The organism is Pseudomonas ovata, from assembly GCF_003131185.1.
GTDB lineage: Bacteria > Pseudomonadota > Gammaproteobacteria > Pseudomonadales > Pseudomonadaceae > Aquipseudomonas > Aquipseudomonas ovata.
Genome location: NZ_QFFU01000007.1, coordinates 14,803 through 32,998, shown reverse-complemented (window position 1 = coordinate 32,998; position 18,196 = coordinate 14,803). Strand labels below are relative to the sequence as shown.

Annotated in this window: 21 protein-coding genes; 12 read left to right on the top strand and 9 right to left on the bottom strand. The window is 61.7% G+C overall.

Annotated features, from left to right (window positions below):
* Positions 1-23: 23 nt before the first annotated feature.
* The gene (locus DGA31_RS11815) at positions 24-479 is read right to left on the bottom strand and encodes a MarR family winged helix-turn-helix transcriptional regulator (RefSeq protein WP_109512649.1); all 456 of its coding nucleotides are present in this window, start codon (positions 477-479) and stop codon (positions 24-26) included.
* 82 nt (positions 480-561) lie between these two features.
* Here DGA31_RS11815 and DGA31_RS11810 point away from each other — a divergent pair, with 82 nt between their 5' ends.
* Positions 562-1,713: an aminotransferase-like domain-containing protein gene (locus DGA31_RS11810; protein ID WP_109512648.1), complete on the top strand. Its 1,152-nt coding sequence runs from the start codon at positions 562-564 to the stop codon at positions 1,711-1,713.
* Between the two features lie 61 nt (positions 1,714-1,774).
* On the opposite strand, the gene DGA31_RS11805 is transcribed toward DGA31_RS11810, so the two are convergent.
* The 4 genes from DGA31_RS11805 to DGA31_RS11785 all read right to left on the bottom strand — a co-directional run bounded on the left by DGA31_RS11805 (position 1,775) and on the right by DGA31_RS11785 (position 4,333).
* A complete protein-coding gene (locus tag DGA31_RS11805) occupies positions 1,775-2,146 on the bottom strand; it encodes a glutaredoxin family protein (protein ID WP_161959182.1) in 372 nt (123 codons plus the stop codon).
* Positions 2,147-2,205: 59 nt separating this feature from the next.
* Positions 2,206-2,751 (bottom strand): GTP cyclohydrolase I FolE, encoded by a 546-nt coding sequence (gene folE, locus DGA31_RS11800; protein ID WP_056840245.1) that lies wholly within the window; start codon positions 2,749-2,751, stop codon positions 2,206-2,208.
* Positions 2,752-3,139: 388 nt separating this feature from the next.
* Positions 3,140-3,697: a Smr/MutS family protein gene (locus DGA31_RS11790; RefSeq protein ID WP_056840244.1), complete on the bottom strand. Its 558-nt coding sequence runs from the start codon at positions 3,695-3,697 to the stop codon at positions 3,140-3,142.
* A 45-nt stretch (positions 3,698-3,742) separates the two neighbouring features.
* A complete protein-coding gene (locus tag DGA31_RS11785) occupies positions 3,743-4,333 on the bottom strand; it encodes a cysteine hydrolase family protein (RefSeq protein WP_056840243.1) in 591 nt (196 codons plus the stop codon).
* Between the two features lie 224 nt (positions 4,334-4,557).
* Between DGA31_RS11785 and prmB the strand changes: the two genes are divergently transcribed.
* Positions 4,558-5,466, top strand: coding sequence for a 50S ribosomal protein L3 N(5)-glutamine methyltransferase (gene prmB / locus DGA31_RS11780; protein ID WP_056840242.1), 909 nt, complete (start codon positions 4,558-4,560; stop codon positions 5,464-5,466).
* A gap of 21 nt (positions 5,467-5,487) precedes the next feature.
* On the opposite strand, the gene DGA31_RS11775 is transcribed toward prmB, so the two are convergent.
* Together DGA31_RS11775 and DGA31_RS11770 are read right to left on the bottom strand one after the other, a co-directional pair.
* Positions 5,488-6,276 (bottom strand): hypothetical protein, encoded by a 789-nt coding sequence (locus DGA31_RS11775; RefSeq protein WP_109512645.1) that lies wholly within the window; start codon positions 6,274-6,276, stop codon positions 5,488-5,490.
* 76 nt (positions 6,277-6,352) lie between these two features.
* Positions 6,353-7,378, bottom strand: a complete 1,026-nt coding sequence (locus DGA31_RS11770; RefSeq protein WP_109512644.1) for an alpha/beta hydrolase — start codon at positions 7,376-7,378, stop codon at positions 6,353-6,355.
* A 131-nt stretch (positions 7,379-7,509) separates the two neighbouring features.
* Between DGA31_RS11770 and aroC the strand changes: the two genes are divergently transcribed.
* The 4 genes from aroC (at position 7,510) to DGA31_RS11750 (ending at position 11,319) form a co-directional block, all read left to right on the top strand.
* Complete coding sequence (gene aroC, locus DGA31_RS11765) at positions 7,510-8,601, top strand: chorismate synthase (RefSeq protein WP_056840239.1); 1,092 nt, start codon at positions 7,510-7,512, stop codon at positions 8,599-8,601.
* Between the two features lie 25 nt (positions 8,602-8,626).
* Positions 8,627-9,808, top strand: a complete 1,182-nt coding sequence (locus DGA31_RS11760) for an MFS transporter (protein ID WP_109512643.1) — start codon at positions 8,627-8,629, stop codon at positions 9,806-9,808.
* Between the two features lie 54 nt (positions 9,809-9,862).
* Positions 9,863-10,408 carry a 1,2-dihydroxy-3-keto-5-methylthiopentene dioxygenase gene (locus DGA31_RS11755; RefSeq protein WP_109512642.1) on the top strand — a complete coding sequence of 182 codons (546 nt, stop codon included), beginning with the start codon at positions 9,863-9,865 and terminating at the stop codon, positions 10,406-10,408.
* A 188-nt stretch (positions 10,409-10,596) separates the two neighbouring features.
* Positions 10,597-11,319 carry a helix-turn-helix transcriptional regulator gene (locus DGA31_RS11750; protein ID WP_056840236.1) on the top strand — a complete coding sequence of 241 codons (723 nt, stop codon included), beginning with the start codon at positions 10,597-10,599 and terminating at the stop codon, positions 11,317-11,319.
* 137 nt (positions 11,320-11,456) lie between these two features.
* On the opposite strand, the gene DGA31_RS11745 is transcribed toward DGA31_RS11750, so the two are convergent.
* Entirely contained in the window at positions 11,457-11,735 is a 279-nt protein-coding gene (locus DGA31_RS11745; protein ID WP_056840235.1) for a DUF3509 domain-containing protein, read from the bottom strand.
* 323 nt (positions 11,736-12,058) lie between these two features.
* Between DGA31_RS11745 and DGA31_RS11740 the strand changes: the two genes are divergently transcribed.
* Both DGA31_RS11740 and DGA31_RS11735 read left to right on the top strand, forming a co-directional pair.
* Positions 12,059-12,589, top strand: a complete 531-nt coding sequence (locus DGA31_RS11740) for an ankyrin repeat domain-containing protein (protein WP_109512641.1) — start codon at positions 12,059-12,061, stop codon at positions 12,587-12,589.
* Positions 12,590-12,666: 77 nt separating this feature from the next.
* The gene (locus tag DGA31_RS11735) at positions 12,667-13,188 is read left to right on the top strand and encodes a hypothetical protein (protein ID WP_056840233.1); all 522 of its coding nucleotides are present in this window, start codon (positions 12,667-12,669) and stop codon (positions 13,186-13,188) included.
* Between the two features lie 2 nt (positions 13,189-13,190).
* Here the strand turns inward: DGA31_RS11735 and DGA31_RS11730 are convergent, their stop codons facing one another.
* On the bottom strand, positions 13,191-14,117 hold the full coding sequence (locus DGA31_RS11730) for a ZIP family metal transporter (protein WP_056840232.1): 927 nt from the start codon (positions 14,115-14,117) through the stop codon (positions 13,191-13,193).
* Between the two features lie 196 nt (positions 14,118-14,313).
* Between DGA31_RS11730 and DGA31_RS11725 the strand changes: the two genes are divergently transcribed.
* The 4 genes from DGA31_RS11725 (at position 14,314) to DGA31_RS11710 (ending at position 18,026) form a co-directional block, all read left to right on the top strand.
* Complete coding sequence (locus DGA31_RS11725) at positions 14,314-14,505, top strand: PLD nuclease N-terminal domain-containing protein (RefSeq protein ID WP_056840231.1); 192 nt, start codon at positions 14,314-14,316, stop codon at positions 14,503-14,505.
* Positions 14,506-14,778: 273 nt separating this feature from the next.
* Positions 14,779-16,860 carry an LTA synthase family protein gene (locus DGA31_RS11720; protein WP_056840230.1) on the top strand — a complete coding sequence of 694 codons (2,082 nt, stop codon included), beginning with the start codon at positions 14,779-14,781 and terminating at the stop codon, positions 16,858-16,860.
* Between the two features lie 379 nt (positions 16,861-17,239).
* Entirely contained in the window at positions 17,240-17,479 is a 240-nt protein-coding gene (locus tag DGA31_RS11715; RefSeq protein ID WP_109512640.1) for a hypothetical protein, read from the top strand.
* 208 nt (positions 17,480-17,687) lie between these two features.
* Entirely contained in the window at positions 17,688-18,026 is a 339-nt protein-coding gene (locus DGA31_RS11710; RefSeq protein ID WP_056840228.1) for a ribonuclease E inhibitor RraB, read from the top strand.
* Positions 18,027-18,196: the final 170 nt, after the last annotated feature.

Genomic DNA, 18,196 nt, shown 5'->3' with positions numbered 1-18,196 from the left:
TATTGGGCCGTACAGTTGTTCACTCATTTGCCGGCCGCGCCCGGCTGCAGGGTCTTGCCCAGCGCCTGGTTGACCCTCAGCCAGCCCTCGACCGCCTCTGGTCCGGCTTCGGCGAACACGCGCTGCAACAGCTTGACCTGTTCACGGCGCAAGGCTTGCTCGAACGCCTGCCCTTCAGCGCTCAGGCTCAGCAGGCGCTTGCGCTTGTCGGTCTCGGGCGCGGTGCTGTGCACCATGTCCATGGCCATCAGCTGGCGCAACGGCATGTTCAACGCCTGCTTGCTGACGCCCAGTACGCCGAGCAATTCCTTGACGCTCAGGTCCGGGTGGCGGGCGATGAAAAACAGGATGCGCTGGTGCACGCGGCTGAAGCCCTGGCGGGCCAGCATCTCGTCGGCCTTGGCCGTGAATGCCTGGTAACCGAAGAAGAACGCTTCCATGGCCAGTTGTTGGCTGGAACAGTTTTTAAGGTCAAGCATATTGACGTATCTACCGCTGGCCACGTAGTTTGGTCAACCAGTTTGACGTATTTTCCTTCTGCTCGGCTACCGGTGAACTGTCATGGCTTTTTCTGAACGAGTGTCACGTCTCAAAAGTTCCTTGATCCGCGAGATCCTGGCCGCTGCCCAGCGCCCGGAGGTCATGTCCTTTGCCGGTGGCCTGCCTGCCGAGTCGATGCTGCCGGCGATGGACTGGTCGGCCATGCCGGTCAGTCTTGGTCAATACGGCATGAGCGAAGGCGAGCCGGCGCTGCGCGAAGCGCTGGCTGCCGAAGCCCGGGCGCTGGGCATCGATTGTCAGGCCAGCCAGGTGTTGGTGGTCAGCGGTTCGCAGCAGACACTGGACCTGGCCGCCAAGCTGTACATCGACCATGGCACTGAAATTCTCATGGAAGGTCCGACCTACCTGGCCGCCTTGCAGATTTTCCAGCTGTTCGGGGCCGATTGCCTGACCGTGCCGGTAGAGGCCGAAGGTCCTGACCTGGCGGCCTTGCGTCAGCGCCTCGAACAGCACTCGCCGGCCTTCGCCTACCTGATTCCGACCTTTCAGAACCCGTCCGGGGTGCGCTACAGCGAGGCGCGGCGCGAAGCGGTGGCCGCCTTGCTCGATGAATTCGGCGTGACCCTGATCGAAGATGAACCCTACCGCGAGCTGACATTCGATGGTGCCAGCGCGCGGCCGATCGTGGCGCGGCTGCGTCGTTCAAGCTGGATCTATACCGGCACGGTGTCCAAGACCCTGCTGCCGGGCCTGCGCGTCGGTTACCTGATCGCCAGCCCCGACCTGTTCCCGCACCTGCTGCGCCTGAAGCAATCGGCCGACCTGCACACCAACCGTATCGGCCAGTGGCAGGCCCTGCAGTGGATCGGCAGCGCACGTTACAACGACCATCTGGGCGTGTTGCGCCAGTTCTACCGTGAGCGCCGCGATGCGTTCGAGGTGGCCCTGCAAACGCATTTTGCCGACCTTGCGAACTGGAACACGCCGCAGGGCGGGCTGTTTTTCTGGCTGACCCTCAAGCGGCCGCTCGATACCCGCACCTTGCTTGACGCAGCACTGGCGCAGGACGTGGCGTTCATGCCGGGCGAGCCGTTCTTTGCCGATCCGCAGGCCCATCATGGCCACTTGCGGCTCAATTTCAGCCATATCGATCCGGCGCGCCTGGATGAAGGTCTCAGACGCCTGGCGGCGGTCATTCGTGCGGCGCATTAGTCGCGGACAGTACCAGCCGCCCTGGCGGCGCAACGCCGGCAGGGGCGACTGAATGCATGGATCAGACGGCGCCGAAGCGCTGGTCGAGGTAGGCGATGATGACCTTGGATTCGTACATCCAGGTGACCTTGTCGCCTTCCTGGATACGCAGGCAGGGCACCTTGATCCGGCCGCCCTCGGTGAGCAGGGTCTGGCGGTCGGTCTCGTTGTTCTTGGCATCACGCAGGGCCACCGGCACATTGAGGCGGTGCAGGGTGCGGCGGGTCTTGACGCAGAACGGGCAGGCATGGAACTGATACAGGGTCAGGTCCCGGGCGGCCTTGTCGACCTCGGCCTGGGCCTCGGCGCTGCGTTTCTTGCGGGCCGGACGGGAAACGGCATCGCCAAGAACGATGAGTTGGCCAAGACCAACCCGAAGGGCTTTCATGAGCACGGGCGTACCTCTTTGGGGCGGGGCCGGCGCCAGGGCAGAGCGCCCGGCACCGGTGCCTGTCATTTGATCAGGCTGAGAAATTCACTGCGTGTCGCGGCATTGTCGCGGAACTCGCCGAGCATCACCGAGGTGATCATCGAGGAATTCTGTTTCTCCACACCGCGCATCATCATGCACATGTGCTTGGCTTCGATCACCACGGCCACGCCCAGTGCACCGGTCACCTGTTGCACGGCTTCGGCAATCTGGCGGCTGAGGTTTTCCTGGATCTGCAGCCGGCGGGCGTACATGTCGACAATGCGTGCAACCTTGGACAACCCCAGCACCTTGCCATTGGGGATGTAGGCCACATGGGCCTTGCCGATGAAGGGCAGCAGGTGGTGTTCGCACAGCGAGTACAACTCGATGTCCTTGACCATCACCATTTCACTGGCGTCGGAGCTGAACAGCGCGTCATTGGTGACTTCTTCGAGCGTCTGCTGGTAGCCACGGCACAGGTACTGCATGGCTTTGGCCGCCCGCTTGGGCGTGTCGCGCAGGCCTTCACGGGCAACGTCTTCGCCCAGTTGGCCAAGGATGGCGGTGTAGTTGTGTTCCAGTGTCACGGGAATGTGTTTCCGTATGGAGAGCGATCAGGCGCACATACTACCCGACCCATGCGGGCAGGTGTATGGCCGCTTGTGAAACGCCGGGTTTGTATCGGTTTGCTTACCATGCAGCGACCAGAACGCTACCTACTTTTGCCTGCTCGGGCAGTCTCAGGTGCAGATCATCCTGATTATTGCCGGAGAGTGGAAAGCCCATGTTGAGTCGAGTCGCAAAAACAGCCCTGTTTGTCGTCGTGTTGTCGTCAATGTCCGGTTGCTGGCCATTCTGGGGGCCAGGCGGTCATGGTGGGCAGGGTGGCGGGGGCGGCGGTCACCATCAGGGCGGTCCTGGCGGTGGCCCAGGCGGTGGTGGCCCGGGGCCGCGCTGAGCCTGGCAAGGGGTGTGTTATTCGTCGCGCCCCTCAAGCATGGTGCGCTTGAGCAGCACATACAGGGCACCGGCACCCCCATGCCGGGCCTGGCATGAGCAGAAGCCCAGCACTTGCGGGTGCTGGCGTAGCCAGGTGTTGACGTGGCTCTTGATCATCGGCCGCTTGCCGTCCAGGCGCTGCGCCTTGCCGTGGGTCACGCGCACGCAGCGCACTTCCAGTTTCGTGGCTTCGGCAAGAAACGCCCAGAGGGTTTCGCGCGCCATCTCCACGTTCATGCCATGCAGGTCCAGGCTGCCCTCGAAGGCAATCTGACCCAGCTTGAGCTTGCGCATCTGCCCTTCCTGAACGCCATCACGCGCCCAGTGCAGCACATCTTCGGGGCCCACATCGATGACGAACTGGTCGGACAGGCCGTCAATGGTCAGGGTCTGCGTGCTGGCCACGGCCGACTGGCGCAGTCTGTCCAGTTGACGGCGGTCGGCCTTGGGCTTGCCAAGGTCGGCATGTGCATGCCGGATCGGTTTCACACCGCGCATTTCGTTGTGAAAGAGGGAAAAGTCATCGTCTGGCATAAGGGGCCTTGGGCGGGCTGTTGCAGCGTCAACAGCCCGAAGGGATCAGATCAGGTCCTGGGTCACGACCACAGTGGCGAAGTTGTCAGCCATGATAGCCATCTCGGTGCGGTGTACCACTTGTGCACTGACGACACCGTCGGGGCCTGGCAGGTCGCGGGTGGCGCAGGCGTCGTCCACCAGGGTGCAGCGGTAGCCGTAGTCCTTGGTGGCTCGCACCGTGGTGCTGATGCTCGAGTGGCTCATGAAGCCGCAGACAATCAGGTCCAGATGGCCAAGGCTCTGCAACAGCTCGTGCAGGCCGGTGCCATTGAAGGCGTTGGGCAGGCGCTTCTCGATCACATGCTCACCTTCAAGTGGCAGCAGCTCCGGAATCAGTTTGCCGCGTTCGCCCTGCGGGTCGAACAGGCCGCCTACCGTGCCGAGGTGGCGAATGTGCACGATGGGGCATTTGGCCGCACGGGCCTTTTCGACCAGCTTGCCGATATTGGCCAGTGCCTCCTGCATGCCGCTCAGCGCCAGAGGACCGCTGAGGTACTCTTTCTGGGCGTCGATGATGATCAGCGTGGCATTGCTCAGGCTGGCCCGGGCATGCACCCGTCCGCTGAGTTGAAACATGGTCTTAAGAGAGGGCATCAGGGGCTCCTTCAAGTGGGGCTTTTGTCACATTGTCCTCTGGTCGAGCGGTTCTGTGAATCGCCACAATTGAAAGCCGCGGTTTTAGCGGCCTGCAGGACAGGGGAACAAGCACTGGATGATGGCTGTTTGCCTTGATGGAAGGGGTGCAATGGTAGACACTCTGCAGCTTTCCGTCACTCACTGCTGTTAGAATCTGGCGTCGTTTTCTCAGGAGCTTGCCCATGATCACTTCCCGCTTGCGCACCGTGCGCGATCATATCCGCTGGGCTGTCAGTCGGTTTCATGAGGAAGATGTGTTTTTCGGTCACGGGACCGACAATGCCTGGGACGAAGCCCGGCAACTGGTGCTGGGTGCCTTGCACCTGCCCTGGGAGATCGCCGACAGCTACCTGGACTGCCGGCTGGAAGTCGATGAAGTCTGCGAATTGCAGCGCCTGATCAAGCGCCGTATCGACGAGCGCGTGCCCACGCCTTACCTGCTGGGCGAGGCCTGGTTCTGCGGCATGTCGTTCATCGTCGATGAGCGCGTGCTGATCCCGCGCTCACCCATCGCCGAACTGATCGAAGAACGCTTCGCGCCCTGGCTGGCCCAGGAACCTGCGCGCATCCTCGACCTGTGCACCGGCTCCGGTTGCATCGGCATTGCCTGCGCCGAGGTCTTCCCGCAAGCCGAGGTCGTTCTGTCCGACCTGTCGTTCGACGCCCTTGAAGTGGCCAACCAGAACATCGAGCGTCATGGACTGGACGAGCGTGTCTATACGGTGCAGGGCGATGGTTTCGCAGGTTTGCCTGGCCAGCGCTTCGACCTGATCGTGTCCAACCCGCCGTATGTCGATGCCGAAGACTTTGCCGACATGCCCGACGAGTACCAGCACGAGCCGGAGCTGGCCCTGGCCTGCGGCGACGACGGCCTGAACCTGGTGCGGCGCATGCTTGGCGAGGCGGCCGACCACCTGACCGAAAAAGGCTTGCTGATCATCGAGGTCGGCAACAGCCAGGTGCACGTGCAGGCCTTGTACCCGCAGGTCGACTTCACCTGGCTGGACTTCACGCGCGGTGGCCATGGTGTGTTCATGCTCAGTGCCGAGCAGTGCCGCACGCACCAGGCCTTGTTCAAGTCGCAGGTTTAAGCCGGCCCGGCGCACCGGGTGCTACCGGTGTGTCGCGATCCAGATCAACAGGCCGGCCTGGAACACCGCAAAGGTGACCAGGCAGGCAATGGTGAAGCGCAGGCTGCTGTCGTCACGCTTGTATTTATTGACCCTCTGTTCATGCTTGCGGATTTCGGCTTCCTGCGCCGCCAGGTTCTGCTCGGCCTTTTCCAGCATGTGCGCAGCGTCGATAACCTCGACGATCTGCACCTTGTCATTGTTCCAGGTGTTCTGCAGGTTGCCGACCTGCACCGCCTTGATGCTGCCCTTCATGTGCTGAGTGTCTTCGTAGACGACTTCAAAGCCCTGGGTGCGCAGGAAATGATCGCGGCGATTGCGGGTGTCCGGGTTCAAACCGTCCTTGCTGGCCAGTTCGACGCCTTCGAGCCTGTAGGTCGACCAGCGCTTTTGCGCCCAGTGAATGGCGTGGGCGATCAGAAAGCGTCCCAGCCCCCGGTTCCACGGCTCGACCTGCAGACCGGACTCAGGCCCGAATCGCACCACGCGCAATTGGTGATCAGCCCACACGTCCAGGTGGTTCTGCTCACGGCGCACGCGTTGCCCCGGCAGCTGGATATTCAGGCGCAGCAGGCTCAGTTCCCGACTGTGGCGTTCGGCGCGGCCGAACTGCACGAAGCGCAGAGGACGCCCGCCGGTGGCGCGATCGGTGGGCAAGGGAGCCAGGCGCAGCATCTGGAAATGCTCGGGCAGCACCTCTTCCCAGGGCTGCGGCGGTGCGGCGGGCTCTTCAGTGGCGGGTTTTTCAGCGGTTTCAGTGGCTTGGGTCATTCACGGCAATCCTGTCCACGGCCGTGCACAGCGCACACACAGCCAGTGCCTCGCTATCGGCCGGTTCGCCCGACTCTTAAGGGGCGTTGGTCGGATTGACGCCAACATTCTGTTGCATTGACGTCACCTCTGCGATGAAGGCCAGGATATGCCGGGTCAGTTCGCTGGCCAGTGGCAGCTTGGGGTTGCGGTAGGAACGCAGTTGCTGCTCCAGGTCATTGGGCACGATGCGCAGCACGTGATTCATCCCATCGATCAGCGCCAATTGCGCCTCAGGCCGTGCCTGGTGCAACAACTGCGCGTCCTCGACGCTGACCTGGATGTCGTTGCGGCCCTGCACGATCAGCGCCGGCACTTGAATGCGGGCAAACGCGGCGGCCGGGTCCTGGCGCAACAGCGATATCAGATAAGGCTGCACGCTGGGGCGAAACACCACCTTCAGGTCATCAGGCACCTGCGGGTCGGTGCGCCCGGCCTTGAGTGTGTCGAGCAATTCATCGCTGCGTTGGCGCAGGTTTTCTGGCAGGCGTTCCTGCAACTGCTCGCGCAGCACCTGATCCACGGGGCGCCCGGTGCCGCCCACGGTGATGATCGCCGCGGCTTGCGACCGGCTGGCCGCCAGGGAGGCGATCAGTGCGCCTTCACTGTGACCCAGCAGAATCAGCGGGCCCAGGCGCGAATCCTGCTTGAGCTGGCGCGACCAGGCCAGCACGTCGTCAACATAACCTTCGACGCTGAGGTTGCGTTCGTCGGGCGTGGCTGCCTTGCTCGCGGCCACGCCACGCTTGTCATAGCGCACGCTGGCGATGTTGTACCGCGACAAGGTAATGGCCAGTTGCTTGAGGCTGTCGTTGCGACCGCCTTCGGGGTTGTTGCCATTGCGGTCGGTCGGCCCGGAGCCGGCGATGATCAGCACCACCGGCACCGGCTGGTCCGAGCGTGGCAGTAGCAAGGTGCCATACAACGTGCCATTGCCGGTCTGCAGGCTGATGGGGCGTTGCAGCACGCTGGGCGCGGCGGCCTGGGCCAGGCCGGCCAGAAACGTCAAGGCCAGGCAGAGCAGGGCGGGCAAGGAGCGATTCAGGGAAATTCCAGGGTGCATCACAAGGCCATCATGAGGGAGGTATCGCTTGGACGCGCAGCGCCTGCGAAGGTTCGTGGGTGAACTGTACGACGAGCCTGCGTATACTGCGCGCCTGCTTTTCTCGAACTGGTTTTTCTCGGAGCCCTCGCATGTCCGGCAACACTTTCGGCAAGCTGTTCACTGTCACCACCGCCGGTGAAAGCCACGGCCCGGCGCTGGTCGCTATCGTCGATGGCTGCCCGCCGGGTATCGAGCTGTCGCTGGACGACCTGCAGCGCGACCTGGACCGGCGCAAGCCCGGCACCAGCCGGCACACCACCCAGCGTCAGGAAGCCGACGAAGTGGAGATCCTCTCCGGCGTCTTCGAAGGCAAGACCACCGGCACCTCGATCGGCCTGTTGATTCGCAACACCGACCAGAAGTCCAAGGACTACTCGGCAATCAAGGACCAGTTCCGCCCGGCCCACGCCGATTACACCTACCATCACAAGTACGGTATCCGCGACTACCGTGGCGGTGGTCGCAGTTCAGCGCGCGAGACCGCCATGCGCGTGGCGGCCGGCGCCATTGCCAAGAAATACCTGGCCAGCCTGGGCATCACCGTGCGCGGCTACATGAGCCAGTTGGGCCCGATCCCCATCGCGTTCAAGACCTGGGACAGCGTCGAGCAGAATGCCTTTTTCTCGCCCGACCCGGACAAGGTGCCGGAACTGGAAGCCTACATGGACCAGTTGCGCCGCGACCAGGATTCGGTCGGCGCGCGCATCACCGTCGTGGCCGAAGGCGTGATGCCCGGCCTGGGCGAGCCGATCTTCGACCGTCTGGACGCTGAGCTGGCCCATGCGCTGATGAGCATCAATGCGGTCAAAGGCGTGGAAATCGGCGCCGGCTTCGCCTGCGTGGCCCAGCGCGGCACCGAGCATCGCGATGAACTGACCCCTGAAGGCTTCGTGTCCAACCAGTCCGGCGGCATCATCGGCGGCATTTCTTCGGGCCAGCCGATTGTCGCCCACCTGGCGCTCAAGCCGACCTCCAGCATCACCACGCCGGGTCGCTCCATTGATGTCGACGGCCAGTCGACCGAAGTGGTGACCAAGGGGCGCCACGATCCGTGCGTCGGCATCCGTGCCACGCCGATCGCCGAGGCGATGATGGCCATCGTGCTGCTGGATCACCTGCTGCGCCATCGCGGTCAGAACGCCGATGTGCAGGTCACCACTCCGGTGCTGGGCCAGCTGTGACACCTGCCGGCCCAAGAGCCACGGCGTGACGCCGGTTGCCAGCGGACAGCTGCCTTACTGGCGGCTGTCCGGGTTCTACCTGTTCTATTTCGCCTTGCTGGGCTCTACGGCGCCCTTCATGGCGCTGTATTTCAGTCACCTGGGGTTTTCCAGTGCGCGCATCGGCGAACTGGTCGCCATTCCGATGCTGATGCGCTGCATTGCCCCCAATCTGTGGGGCTGGCTGGGGGACGTCACCGGGCGTCGGCTGGCAATCGTGCGTTTCGGCGCGGCTTGCACGTTAGTGACCTTCGCCCTGATCCTGGTCGACAAAACCTATGCCTGGCTGGCCATGGTCATGGCCTTGCATGCGTTCTTCTGGCATGCCGTACTGCCACAGTTCGAAGTCATCACCCTGGCGCACCTGCGTGACCAGCCCTGGCGCTACAGCCAGGTGCGGGTCTGGGGCTCGGTCGGCTTTACCCTGGCGGTGGTGGTGCTGGGCGCACTGCTGCAGCACTTCAGCCTGGACCTGTACCCCTATCTATTGCTGGCGATCATCACCGGTATCGCCTTGAGCAGCTGGCTGGTGCCCAATGCCCAGCCAGTAGCCGGTCCCGTGCGCGTCGATGAGGGCGGCCTGTGGCGGCAACTGACCCGCCCTGGCGTGCTGGCCTTTTACGTCTGTGTGGCCTTGATGCAGCTCAGCCACGGGCCTTACTACACCTTCCTGACCCTGCACCTTGAGCATCTGGGCTATGGGCGTGGCGCCATCGGCCTGCTCTGGGCGCTGGGTGTGGTGGCCGAAGTGCTGATCTTCATGGTCATGGGCCGCATCCTGCAGCGTTTTTGCGTGCGCAAGGTGCTGGCGGTCAGCTTCATGCTGGCGGCATTGCGCTGGCTGCTGCTCGGCCAGTGGCCCGAATACCCGGCTGTGCTGCTGTTTGCCCAGTTGCTGCACGCCGCCACCTTTGGCAGCTTTCATGCCGCCGCGATTCACTTCGTGCAGCGCAGTTTCGGAGCGCGCCAGCAAGGTCAGGGGCAGGCGTTGTATGCGGCCCTGTCCGGTACGGGCGGTGCTCTGGGCGCCTTGTATGCAGGTTACAGCTGGAACACCCTGGGTCCGGCCTGGACCTTTGCCATCGCCAGCCTGGCCGCCCTGACGGCGGCCTGCCTGATTGTTGCTGTGCGCAAGACGCCGCCTGGCGAACCTTCAACCTTTCATTAAGAGCCGCAGCGGTTCCTGCTGATCACGGCCTGCAACCTATAAGGAATTGCCCCTATGAGCAGCCTGTTCGTTTACCACACCGACTGCCCGGAGATGCCGCAAAAGGTGCTCAATCACCAGGAAGACATCGCCGCCACCCTGGCCGAGCGAGGCGTGACCTTTGCGCGCCTGCAGGTGCCCGTGCCGATCGTCCCCGGTGCCGAGGCGCAGGCCGTGATCACCGCGCTGCAGCCGCAGATCGACGCGCTCAGGGGCGCCGCTGGCAATGAGGCGTTGCCACAGGTTATCAGCGTGGGCCGCGATCATCCGCAAAAGACCGAGCTGCGCGAACAGTGGCTGCAAGAGCAGTTTCACGAGGCCGACGAAGTGCGTTTTTTCGTCAGCGGTCGTGGCCTGTTCTGCCTGCACGTGGATGACTATGTGTATGCGCTGCTGTGTGAGCGCAACGATGTGGTCTCGGTGCCGGCCGGCCTGCGCCACTGGTTCGATCTGGGGGAGCATCCGCATCTGGTGGTGATCCGGATCTTCAGTTCGGCAGGGGGTGTGGCACGCATGACCGGCGATGACATCGCCAGCCGCTTCGCAGGTCTCGACGACTGACTTTTTGCTGCCTCCAGGCGCCTGGATGTCAGTGACATCCCATGCGCCGGTAGGACCTGATCTGTCTGGAGGTCAGTCTTTCCTGTTTGTTGCGCGCCAGGGTTTTCAGCGTGTTTATTGGTGTAGGTTCATGTCTGTAACCCAGTCGCATCCCTTACATCAAGGCTGCCCGGACGCTGTGATTCGCGATGGCAGCCCAACGCAGTGCCAGACACGACATGAACTTACTGATACAGCAAATGGTGAGCAACATCTCCGAACGTGATGGCCGCGTGGCCATCGAAAACGCACTTCAGTGGCTGCGGCAGGAATGCCGTTGCGAACGGGCCTTGTTCTATCAGTTCAAGAGTGCGTCATTACTGACCCTGGTGACCTCCAACGTCGATGACGCCTGGAGTCGTTTCTACCGGCAAGGCCAGATGCTGACCGAAGACCCGGTCATCCGTTGTTACCGCAACCGGATGGGCTTCATCGACTGGCGTGATGCGTTTCGCCAGTACCCGGCATCCACCGCCTGCCAGGACATGGCTCAGCGCTGCGCGTTGCTGCCAGCGCAGTCCTATGGCTATACCAGCCATTGCCGGGGCATGAACGGGGTCGTCTCGGTCTGCACCCTGGCCGGCCTGAACCGAAATCCAGGCAGCGAAGACAAATACCTGCTGAGCAGCCTGGTGCCGGTGTTGCACATGGTCGGGCACGGCGCGCAATTGCGTGCGCATGGACTGACCGACCGCGAGCTGGAAATTCTGCGCTGGGCGCGAGAGGGCAAGACCCGTTGGGAAATCGCCGCGATGCGTGAAGTCGGCGAAGCAACGATCAAGTATCACTTCAAGGCCATCTACAGAAAGCTGGGCGTCGCCAATCGGGCACAGGCAGTGGGCGAGGCCTTGTGCCGCGGATTGATAGGCTAGCCGTTTCAGCACAGCTGCGGTGCAGAGACAACAGGCTCTGGCAGGCAAAAAAATGCCGTGAAAGCACAGGGCGATCACGGCGAGATCGAAGGAGCAGGGTGCAGAAGTGCAACGCCGTCACTGACGGCCATGCAGGTTCAACGGGTGTGGTAGGTCGGCAGGTCGAAACGGTGCTGGCTTTGCAGCATGGTGATCGCTGGCAGCTCACTGGCCTGGGCAGCCAGGTCGCGACGGATGGCGCTGATCAGCCATTCCAGTTGTACCGGGGTGTGCAGTTGGGCGTAGGACACACAGCGACGGGTCTGGTTGCCGTCGTGGTCGCGCAGGGTCAGCAGAACGCCGCCATCAGGGCGGGCCTGAGTGGTAACAACATAGTCGGAAAAGACCGAGGCGAATTTTTCCTGGATAAAAGTCATGTCTGGCGGCTCCATAGGTCATGGTATTTCAAGCGTGACCTAGTGGTTGCAGTGTCTGTGCCAGCATGAGGTATTTAAAAAATAGCTTATAAAACAATGACTTATAAATAAGGCGATTTTTCATTCTCGTGCAAAATGCATGAATGCCCCTCGTGCATCCTGCATTTTGCCGGTCGTAGGACCACCGTTCCCAAGAAAAAGTGCCGTGTTTATTTATCTATCAGCGTCATAGATCGTGCTGCTTTGACTGGCGTCGAACCGCTGGAGAGACTGACGGTCACTATCAGCTACGCCTCGCTTGTTCGAGTTATCAGGAGTGTTTCATGACCGATGCCCATCGTAATCCCCCTCAAGTAATGACCGATGAGGAGACCGCCGAGTTTGCCGAACAGGTATTCGACGTCGCCCGCCAGGGCAATGCGCTGATGCTCGAGCGTCTGCTGGACAAGGGCTTGCCTGTCAACCTGCGCAACCACAAGGGTGACACCTTGCTGATGCTGGCCAGTTATCATGGCCATCTGTCGGCCGTGCAGGTGTTGCTCAAGCACCAGGCCGATCCTGAAATCCGTAACGACAACGGCCAGAGCCCCATTGCCGGCGCGGCCTTCAAGGGTGACCTGGCAGTGGTCCAGGCACTGGTCGAGGCCGGCGCCAACGTGGAAGGGGCTTCAATCGACGGTCGCACGGCCTTGATGATGGCGGCGATGTTCAATCGCACGGCGATTGTCGATTACCTGATCGAGCGCGGCGCCAATCCACAGGCCTGCGATGCCCGTGGCGTCACGGCCCTGGGCGCCGCGCAGGCCATGGGGGCGGCAGATACGGCCGCTCAATTGGCCGCGATGCAGCGCTGAGGTGACAACGCACGATAGAGCCGCGCCGGGTTTCCCGCTATCCTGCGCGGCTCTTTTTGCTTGTCCAAGGATCGCCCATGAAAGATTCACTCGTCGAACTCATCACCAAGGTCAGCTCCGGCTGCCTGGGCGAACAGGAAATCCTGCAGATCGCCGACGAAGCCACCCAGGCCTTCGCTGACCCGGCGGCCTTCCTGGCGGCCAATCCCGAGATCAACTACGACGACAGCTTCCCCATTCCCCTGGGCGAGTGGGTGGTGGTCGGCAGCCTGCCAGAGACCGTGCTGTTCCAGGCCGACACTTACATGGACCTGTTCAGCCAGATCATGGCCTCGTTCGGTCCGCAAGTGTCGTTCAACATCAAGCCCAAACAGTTGGCCAAGACCGAGCCGCTGACAGCCTTGAACCGCATCCAGATCCAGTTGAGCAGCATGAACAAGGAAATGGGCGGCTATGTACTGATGAATTTCAGCCAGCCACTGGATGACGAACTGCAGGCCGTGCTGGTATACGGTTGCGACGAGCAACGCGTCGTGGAACTGGCCGCCAGCGCAGGCATCCATGCCGCGCCGGCGCTCAAGGCCTTGCAGAACGCCTGAGTTCAGCCCAGCGCCGTGTCCAGAAACATCATCACCGCAAAACCGCCCATCAGCCCCAGCGTGGCCGAGGTCTGGTGGCCGTTGCGGTGGGTTTCCGGAATCACCTCGTGGGACACCACGAACAGCATGGCACCGGCCGCCAGCCCCAGGCTGAGCGGGTAGGCCAGGGCAAAGCCGCTGGAAATGCCCAGGCCGACCATGGCACCCAGGGGTTCCATCATGCCGGAGCCCACCGCAATCACCATGGCCTTGAGTGGCGACAGCCCGATGGTGCGCAAGGCCAGGGCTATGGCCAGCCCTTCAGGGATGTCCTGGATCGCGATGGCGCTGGTCAGGGGCAGGCCCACGTTCATGTCGCCCCCGGCAAAGCTGACGCCGATCGCCATGCCTTCGGGCAGGTTGTGCAGGGTAATGGCCAGTACGAACAGCCAGACCCGGTTGATACGCTCGGCATGCGGACCCTGGCGACCGACGCTTTCATGCTCGTGGGGGGTGAATTTTTCCAGGCCCAGCATCAGCATTACGCCCAGTGCCAGCCCGGCCACCACCGTAGCCGCCGCCAGTGCGCCACTGTCGGTAATCTCGCGGGCGGCGGCCAGTCCGGGCAGGATCAATGAAAACGAACTGGCCGCCAGCATCATGCCGGCGGCAAAGCCAAGCATGATGTCCTGGGTGCGCTGGGCAATGTCACGAAACACCACGGCCATGATCGCGCCCAGGGCCGTGGCGACAAAGCCGGCGCTGCCACCGATCAGGGCATGTTCCAGATTGACGCGGTTGGTGCCATTGAACGCATTGTAAATACTGGCGATGCCCAGGCCGACCAGCATGACAAGAATCAGCGCAAAGCCCAGGCTCAGCAACGGGGCAGCCTGCACCTGCGCAGACCAGGTCGAGCGCAGCGTGCGCGATGGAGCGGGTGTAGGCATGAAAGACACCTTTCACAAATTCACGAATCAGGAGGGCAAGCGCAGCCCGTGGAATCTCGATTTCGGAGCCTTGCGCGGCCTGTTTGGTTCAATGGAAACCTTTTGTCACCTTCGGGTTCTGTAGTGGAACAGGTCGACGGCCTCCGGCAGACCTCGATCCCGCCGCCTGTATCAACGACTTTTCAGGAGCAGCATCATGGGTGCGACGTTCAATAGCCTGGTTGGCTTGATCATTCTGGCACTGGATATCTGGGCGATCCTGCATGTGCTCAAAAGCAGTGCCGAGGTCGGCATGAAAATCCTCTGGGTGTTGCTGATTGCACTGTTGCCGGTGCTGGGCCTGATCATCTGGGCCATTGCCGGTCCGCGGGGCCATTTGCGGTACTGAAATGACCCGCTGGTTGCAAGGTCGGCGCCGTGCGCACGCCCACCTTGCAACCCCTGTAGCGGCGTTGCAATGACCCGTTACCGTAAGCCTTTATGTTTCCACGTAATTTTCACATCGCCTGACTCATCATCCCCGGCTATCATTGCCGCCCGCCCGAGTGCGGCGGCAATACACCATGGAGGGGTGGCGTGGCGCGCCTGGAACCTGTTCATGGCTGCGCGCGACACTTCCTGTTCACTTCAAATAACCTGATTCCTACGGATCCTACGACCCATGGCCAAAACGGACGCCTCTGCTCGGCATGCCTTGTCTCGCTTGCATAAACCTACAATAAAGGCCCATCTGGTCTACACCCTGCTCAGCGGCCTGGCCCTGATGCTGATGTACACCCTGTTGCGCATCGGCCTGCTGGTTTACAACCGCGAGATGATCGGCGAAACGCCGATGTCGACGTTCCTTGAAGCACTGCTCAATGGCATGCGTTTTGATCTGCGTCTGACCATCTACCTGCTGATTCCGTTGTTCTTCGCGGTGTTCAGCGTCCGGGCCATGAGTGCGCGCGGGTTCTTTCGTTTCTGGTTGACCCTGGTCGGCAGCATCACGCTGTTTCTGGGCCTGGTGGAAATGGACTTCTATCGTGAATTCCACCAGCGCCTCAACGGCCTGGTCTTCCAGTACATCAAAGAAGACCCCAAGACCGTCCTGAGCATGCTCTGGTACGGTTTTCCGGTGGTGCGCTACCTGCTGGCGTGGGTGGCCGTCACCTGGCTGCTGAGCCTGGTGTTCAAGGGCATCGACCGTCTGACGCGTCCCAGCCAGAGCACGTTCTCCAGCGTCGGCAGTCGTTCGGCCGCGCCCTGGTATACCCGGGCCATGGTGTTCTTCGTGATTCTGCTGGTCGCCGTCGTCGCTGCGCGTGGCACCTTGCGTCAGGGCCCGCCGCTGCGCTGGGGCGACGCTTATACCACTGATTCCAATTTCGCCAACCAGTTGGGCCTCAACGGCACCCTGACGCTGATCACCGCTGCCAAGAGCCGCATGTCCGAGGACCGTGACAATATCTGGAAAGCCACGCTGGCGCAGGATCAGGCACAGCAGACCGTACGCGACATGCTGCTGACCCCCCACGAAAAACTGGTCGAACCCGGCCTGGCGGCCGTACGTCGCGATTTCACGCCACCGGCGCAGAACACCCTGCCGATCCGCAACGTGGTGGTGATCCTGATGGAAAGCTTCGCCGGCCATTCGGTGGGCGCGCTGGGCAGCAATGCCAATATCACCCCGTACTTCGACAAGCTGGCCCAGGAAGGCCTGTTGTTCGACCACTTCTTTTCCAACGGCACGCACACCCACCAGGGCATGTTCGCCACCATGGCCTGCTTCCCGAACCTGCCCGGCTTCGAATACCTGATGCAGACCCCCGAAGGCAGCCACAAGCTGTCCGGCCTGCCACAGTTGCTCAGTGCCGGTCGCAACTACGATGACGTGTACGTCTATAACGGCAACTTCGCCTGGGACAACCAGTCGGGCTTCTTCAGCAATCAGGGCATGACCAACTTCATTGGCCGTGGCGACTATGTGAACCCGGTGTTCTCCGATCCGACCTGGGGTGTTTCCGACCAGGACATGTTTGATCGTGGCGCCCAGGAACTCAAGGCCCGCCAGGGTGGCAAGCCGTTCTATGCCTTGCTGCAGACCCTGTCCAACCACACCCCGTATGCGCTGCCCGAGCAACTGCCGGTCGAGCGCGTGACCGGCCATGGTTCGCTGGATGAACACCTGACCGCCATGCGTTACTCGGACTGGGCCCTGGGCCAGTTCTTCGAAAAAGCCAAGAAAGAGCCTTACTACAACGAAACCCTGTTCGTGGTGCTGGGCGACCACGGCTTTGGTAACAACCGCCAGTTGACTGAAATGGACCTGGGCCGCTTCAATGTGCCACTGCTGTTGATTGCTCCGGGCATTCAGGACAAGTTCGGCAAGCGCAGCAGCACCGTGGGCACCCAGGTCGACGTGGTGCCGACCATCATGGGCCGCCTGGGTGGTGCGACGCGCCACCAGTGCTGGGGACGCGATCTGTTGAACCTGCCTGAGGGCGACAAGGGCTTCGGTGTGATCAAGCCGTCGGGCAGCGAGCAGGTGGTCGGTATCATCAGCGGCAACCGGATCCTGATCGAGGCGGTGGACATGCCGGCCAAGGTGCTGACCTACCGCCTGGGCGCGCAACCGTCCGCCGAGCTGGTGCCCGATGCGGCGGATGCCGAAGCGCTCAAGCTCAAGCTTGAAAGCTTCCTGCAGACCGCCACCAAGAGCCTGCTGGACAACTCGGCAGGCGTCGAGGCCAGCAAGAACTGACCGGCGTTTGACCTTGCGTTGGAAAAGGCCCCTCGGGGCCTTTTTCATTGGCGTTCAGAAAAGAATGATCCGTTCCTTCCGGTCAGTCACTCGAGGTCTGTACTGCTCTTCATCAGGCGGGGTTGTGCTGGCTGATGGTGGTGTTTCCGGGAGAGAGGTTCCGACCCTCTTCAGGCGGGCTTGCTTTGCCAGGACAAAGTGGCCCGGCCCGGACTGATGGTCGTCAGGCGCAGATTCCTGCCTTTTGCCGGTGCAAGAATGACCGGTCACGACTTCAAGACCTTTCCGGTATAAAACCTTGGTTCTGGATTTGAACGAACCCGCGTGCTTTTTGGTCAAGATCTGGTAAGCCAACGTCTGGCTGATTGTGGAGGCATTGATGAAACAATGGGCCGTTTCGTATTTCGATAAAGATGGTGTAGCGCAATGCTTGAATGTCGATTCGCAGCAGCTCCCGACACCTGAGCAGGCTGCCCAATTGCTGCGCCATAGACTGTTTCCGGTGACTGATGAGCTCGACCTCAACGACCTGGATGGGCGCACGGCTGAACCTACGCTCAAGACCCTCAAGGACCATAACAGCGTCCAGATCATTTCCATCAAGGAAGTCTCTGAGTGATCTGATCAAACATGCCTCTTGGCAGGTGACTCACGATAGGACTACTCTGCAAGCGGGGCCGGTTACAAGGCCCCTTTCTGTCGATGTCCGGTCTGGTGCAGCCCGGAATCGCCACGCTTCATGCTTGATTGCCAGCGGTGCGCAAGGCCCCGCCAAGGCGTACCGCCAGCGTTGAAACTCTATCTATCGTTGCATAGGAGGACGTTTCATGAGCACAGCCCATTCGGAAGATCTCAGCACCCACGTGCTGCGCTGTATGAAAGAGGGCGGTTTTGATTTCGCCCGCATCCATCCCATCGAGTTCTACGCTGTGTTCCCCGATGAAAAACGGGCTCGCCAGGCTGCGCAGCAGTTTCGCGGCGAATCGCTCAATACCCAGATCAATGAACGTGAAGACGGTGCCTGGCACTTGCAGGTCAGCAAGGTCATGTACGCAACCTACGACGGCATTGGTGATTTCGAGCAAGACCTGCAGACCGTGGTCCTGCCGCTGGATGGCGAAGTCGAGGGCTGGGGTGTCAAGCACGAACTCAGGCGTCTGAACTGAACAAGGAGGTCTATTGCAATACGGCGGCCGGCCTGCCAGCGCTCAGGGGCCGGCACAATGCCCGGGCAAGGGCAAAGCACCTTGACGGTGCAGTGGTAAAACCAGGCGACAAAAAAAAACCACTGCAAGCAGTGGCTCAAAAGGGAATCCGGTCAACAATCGGGTGCAAC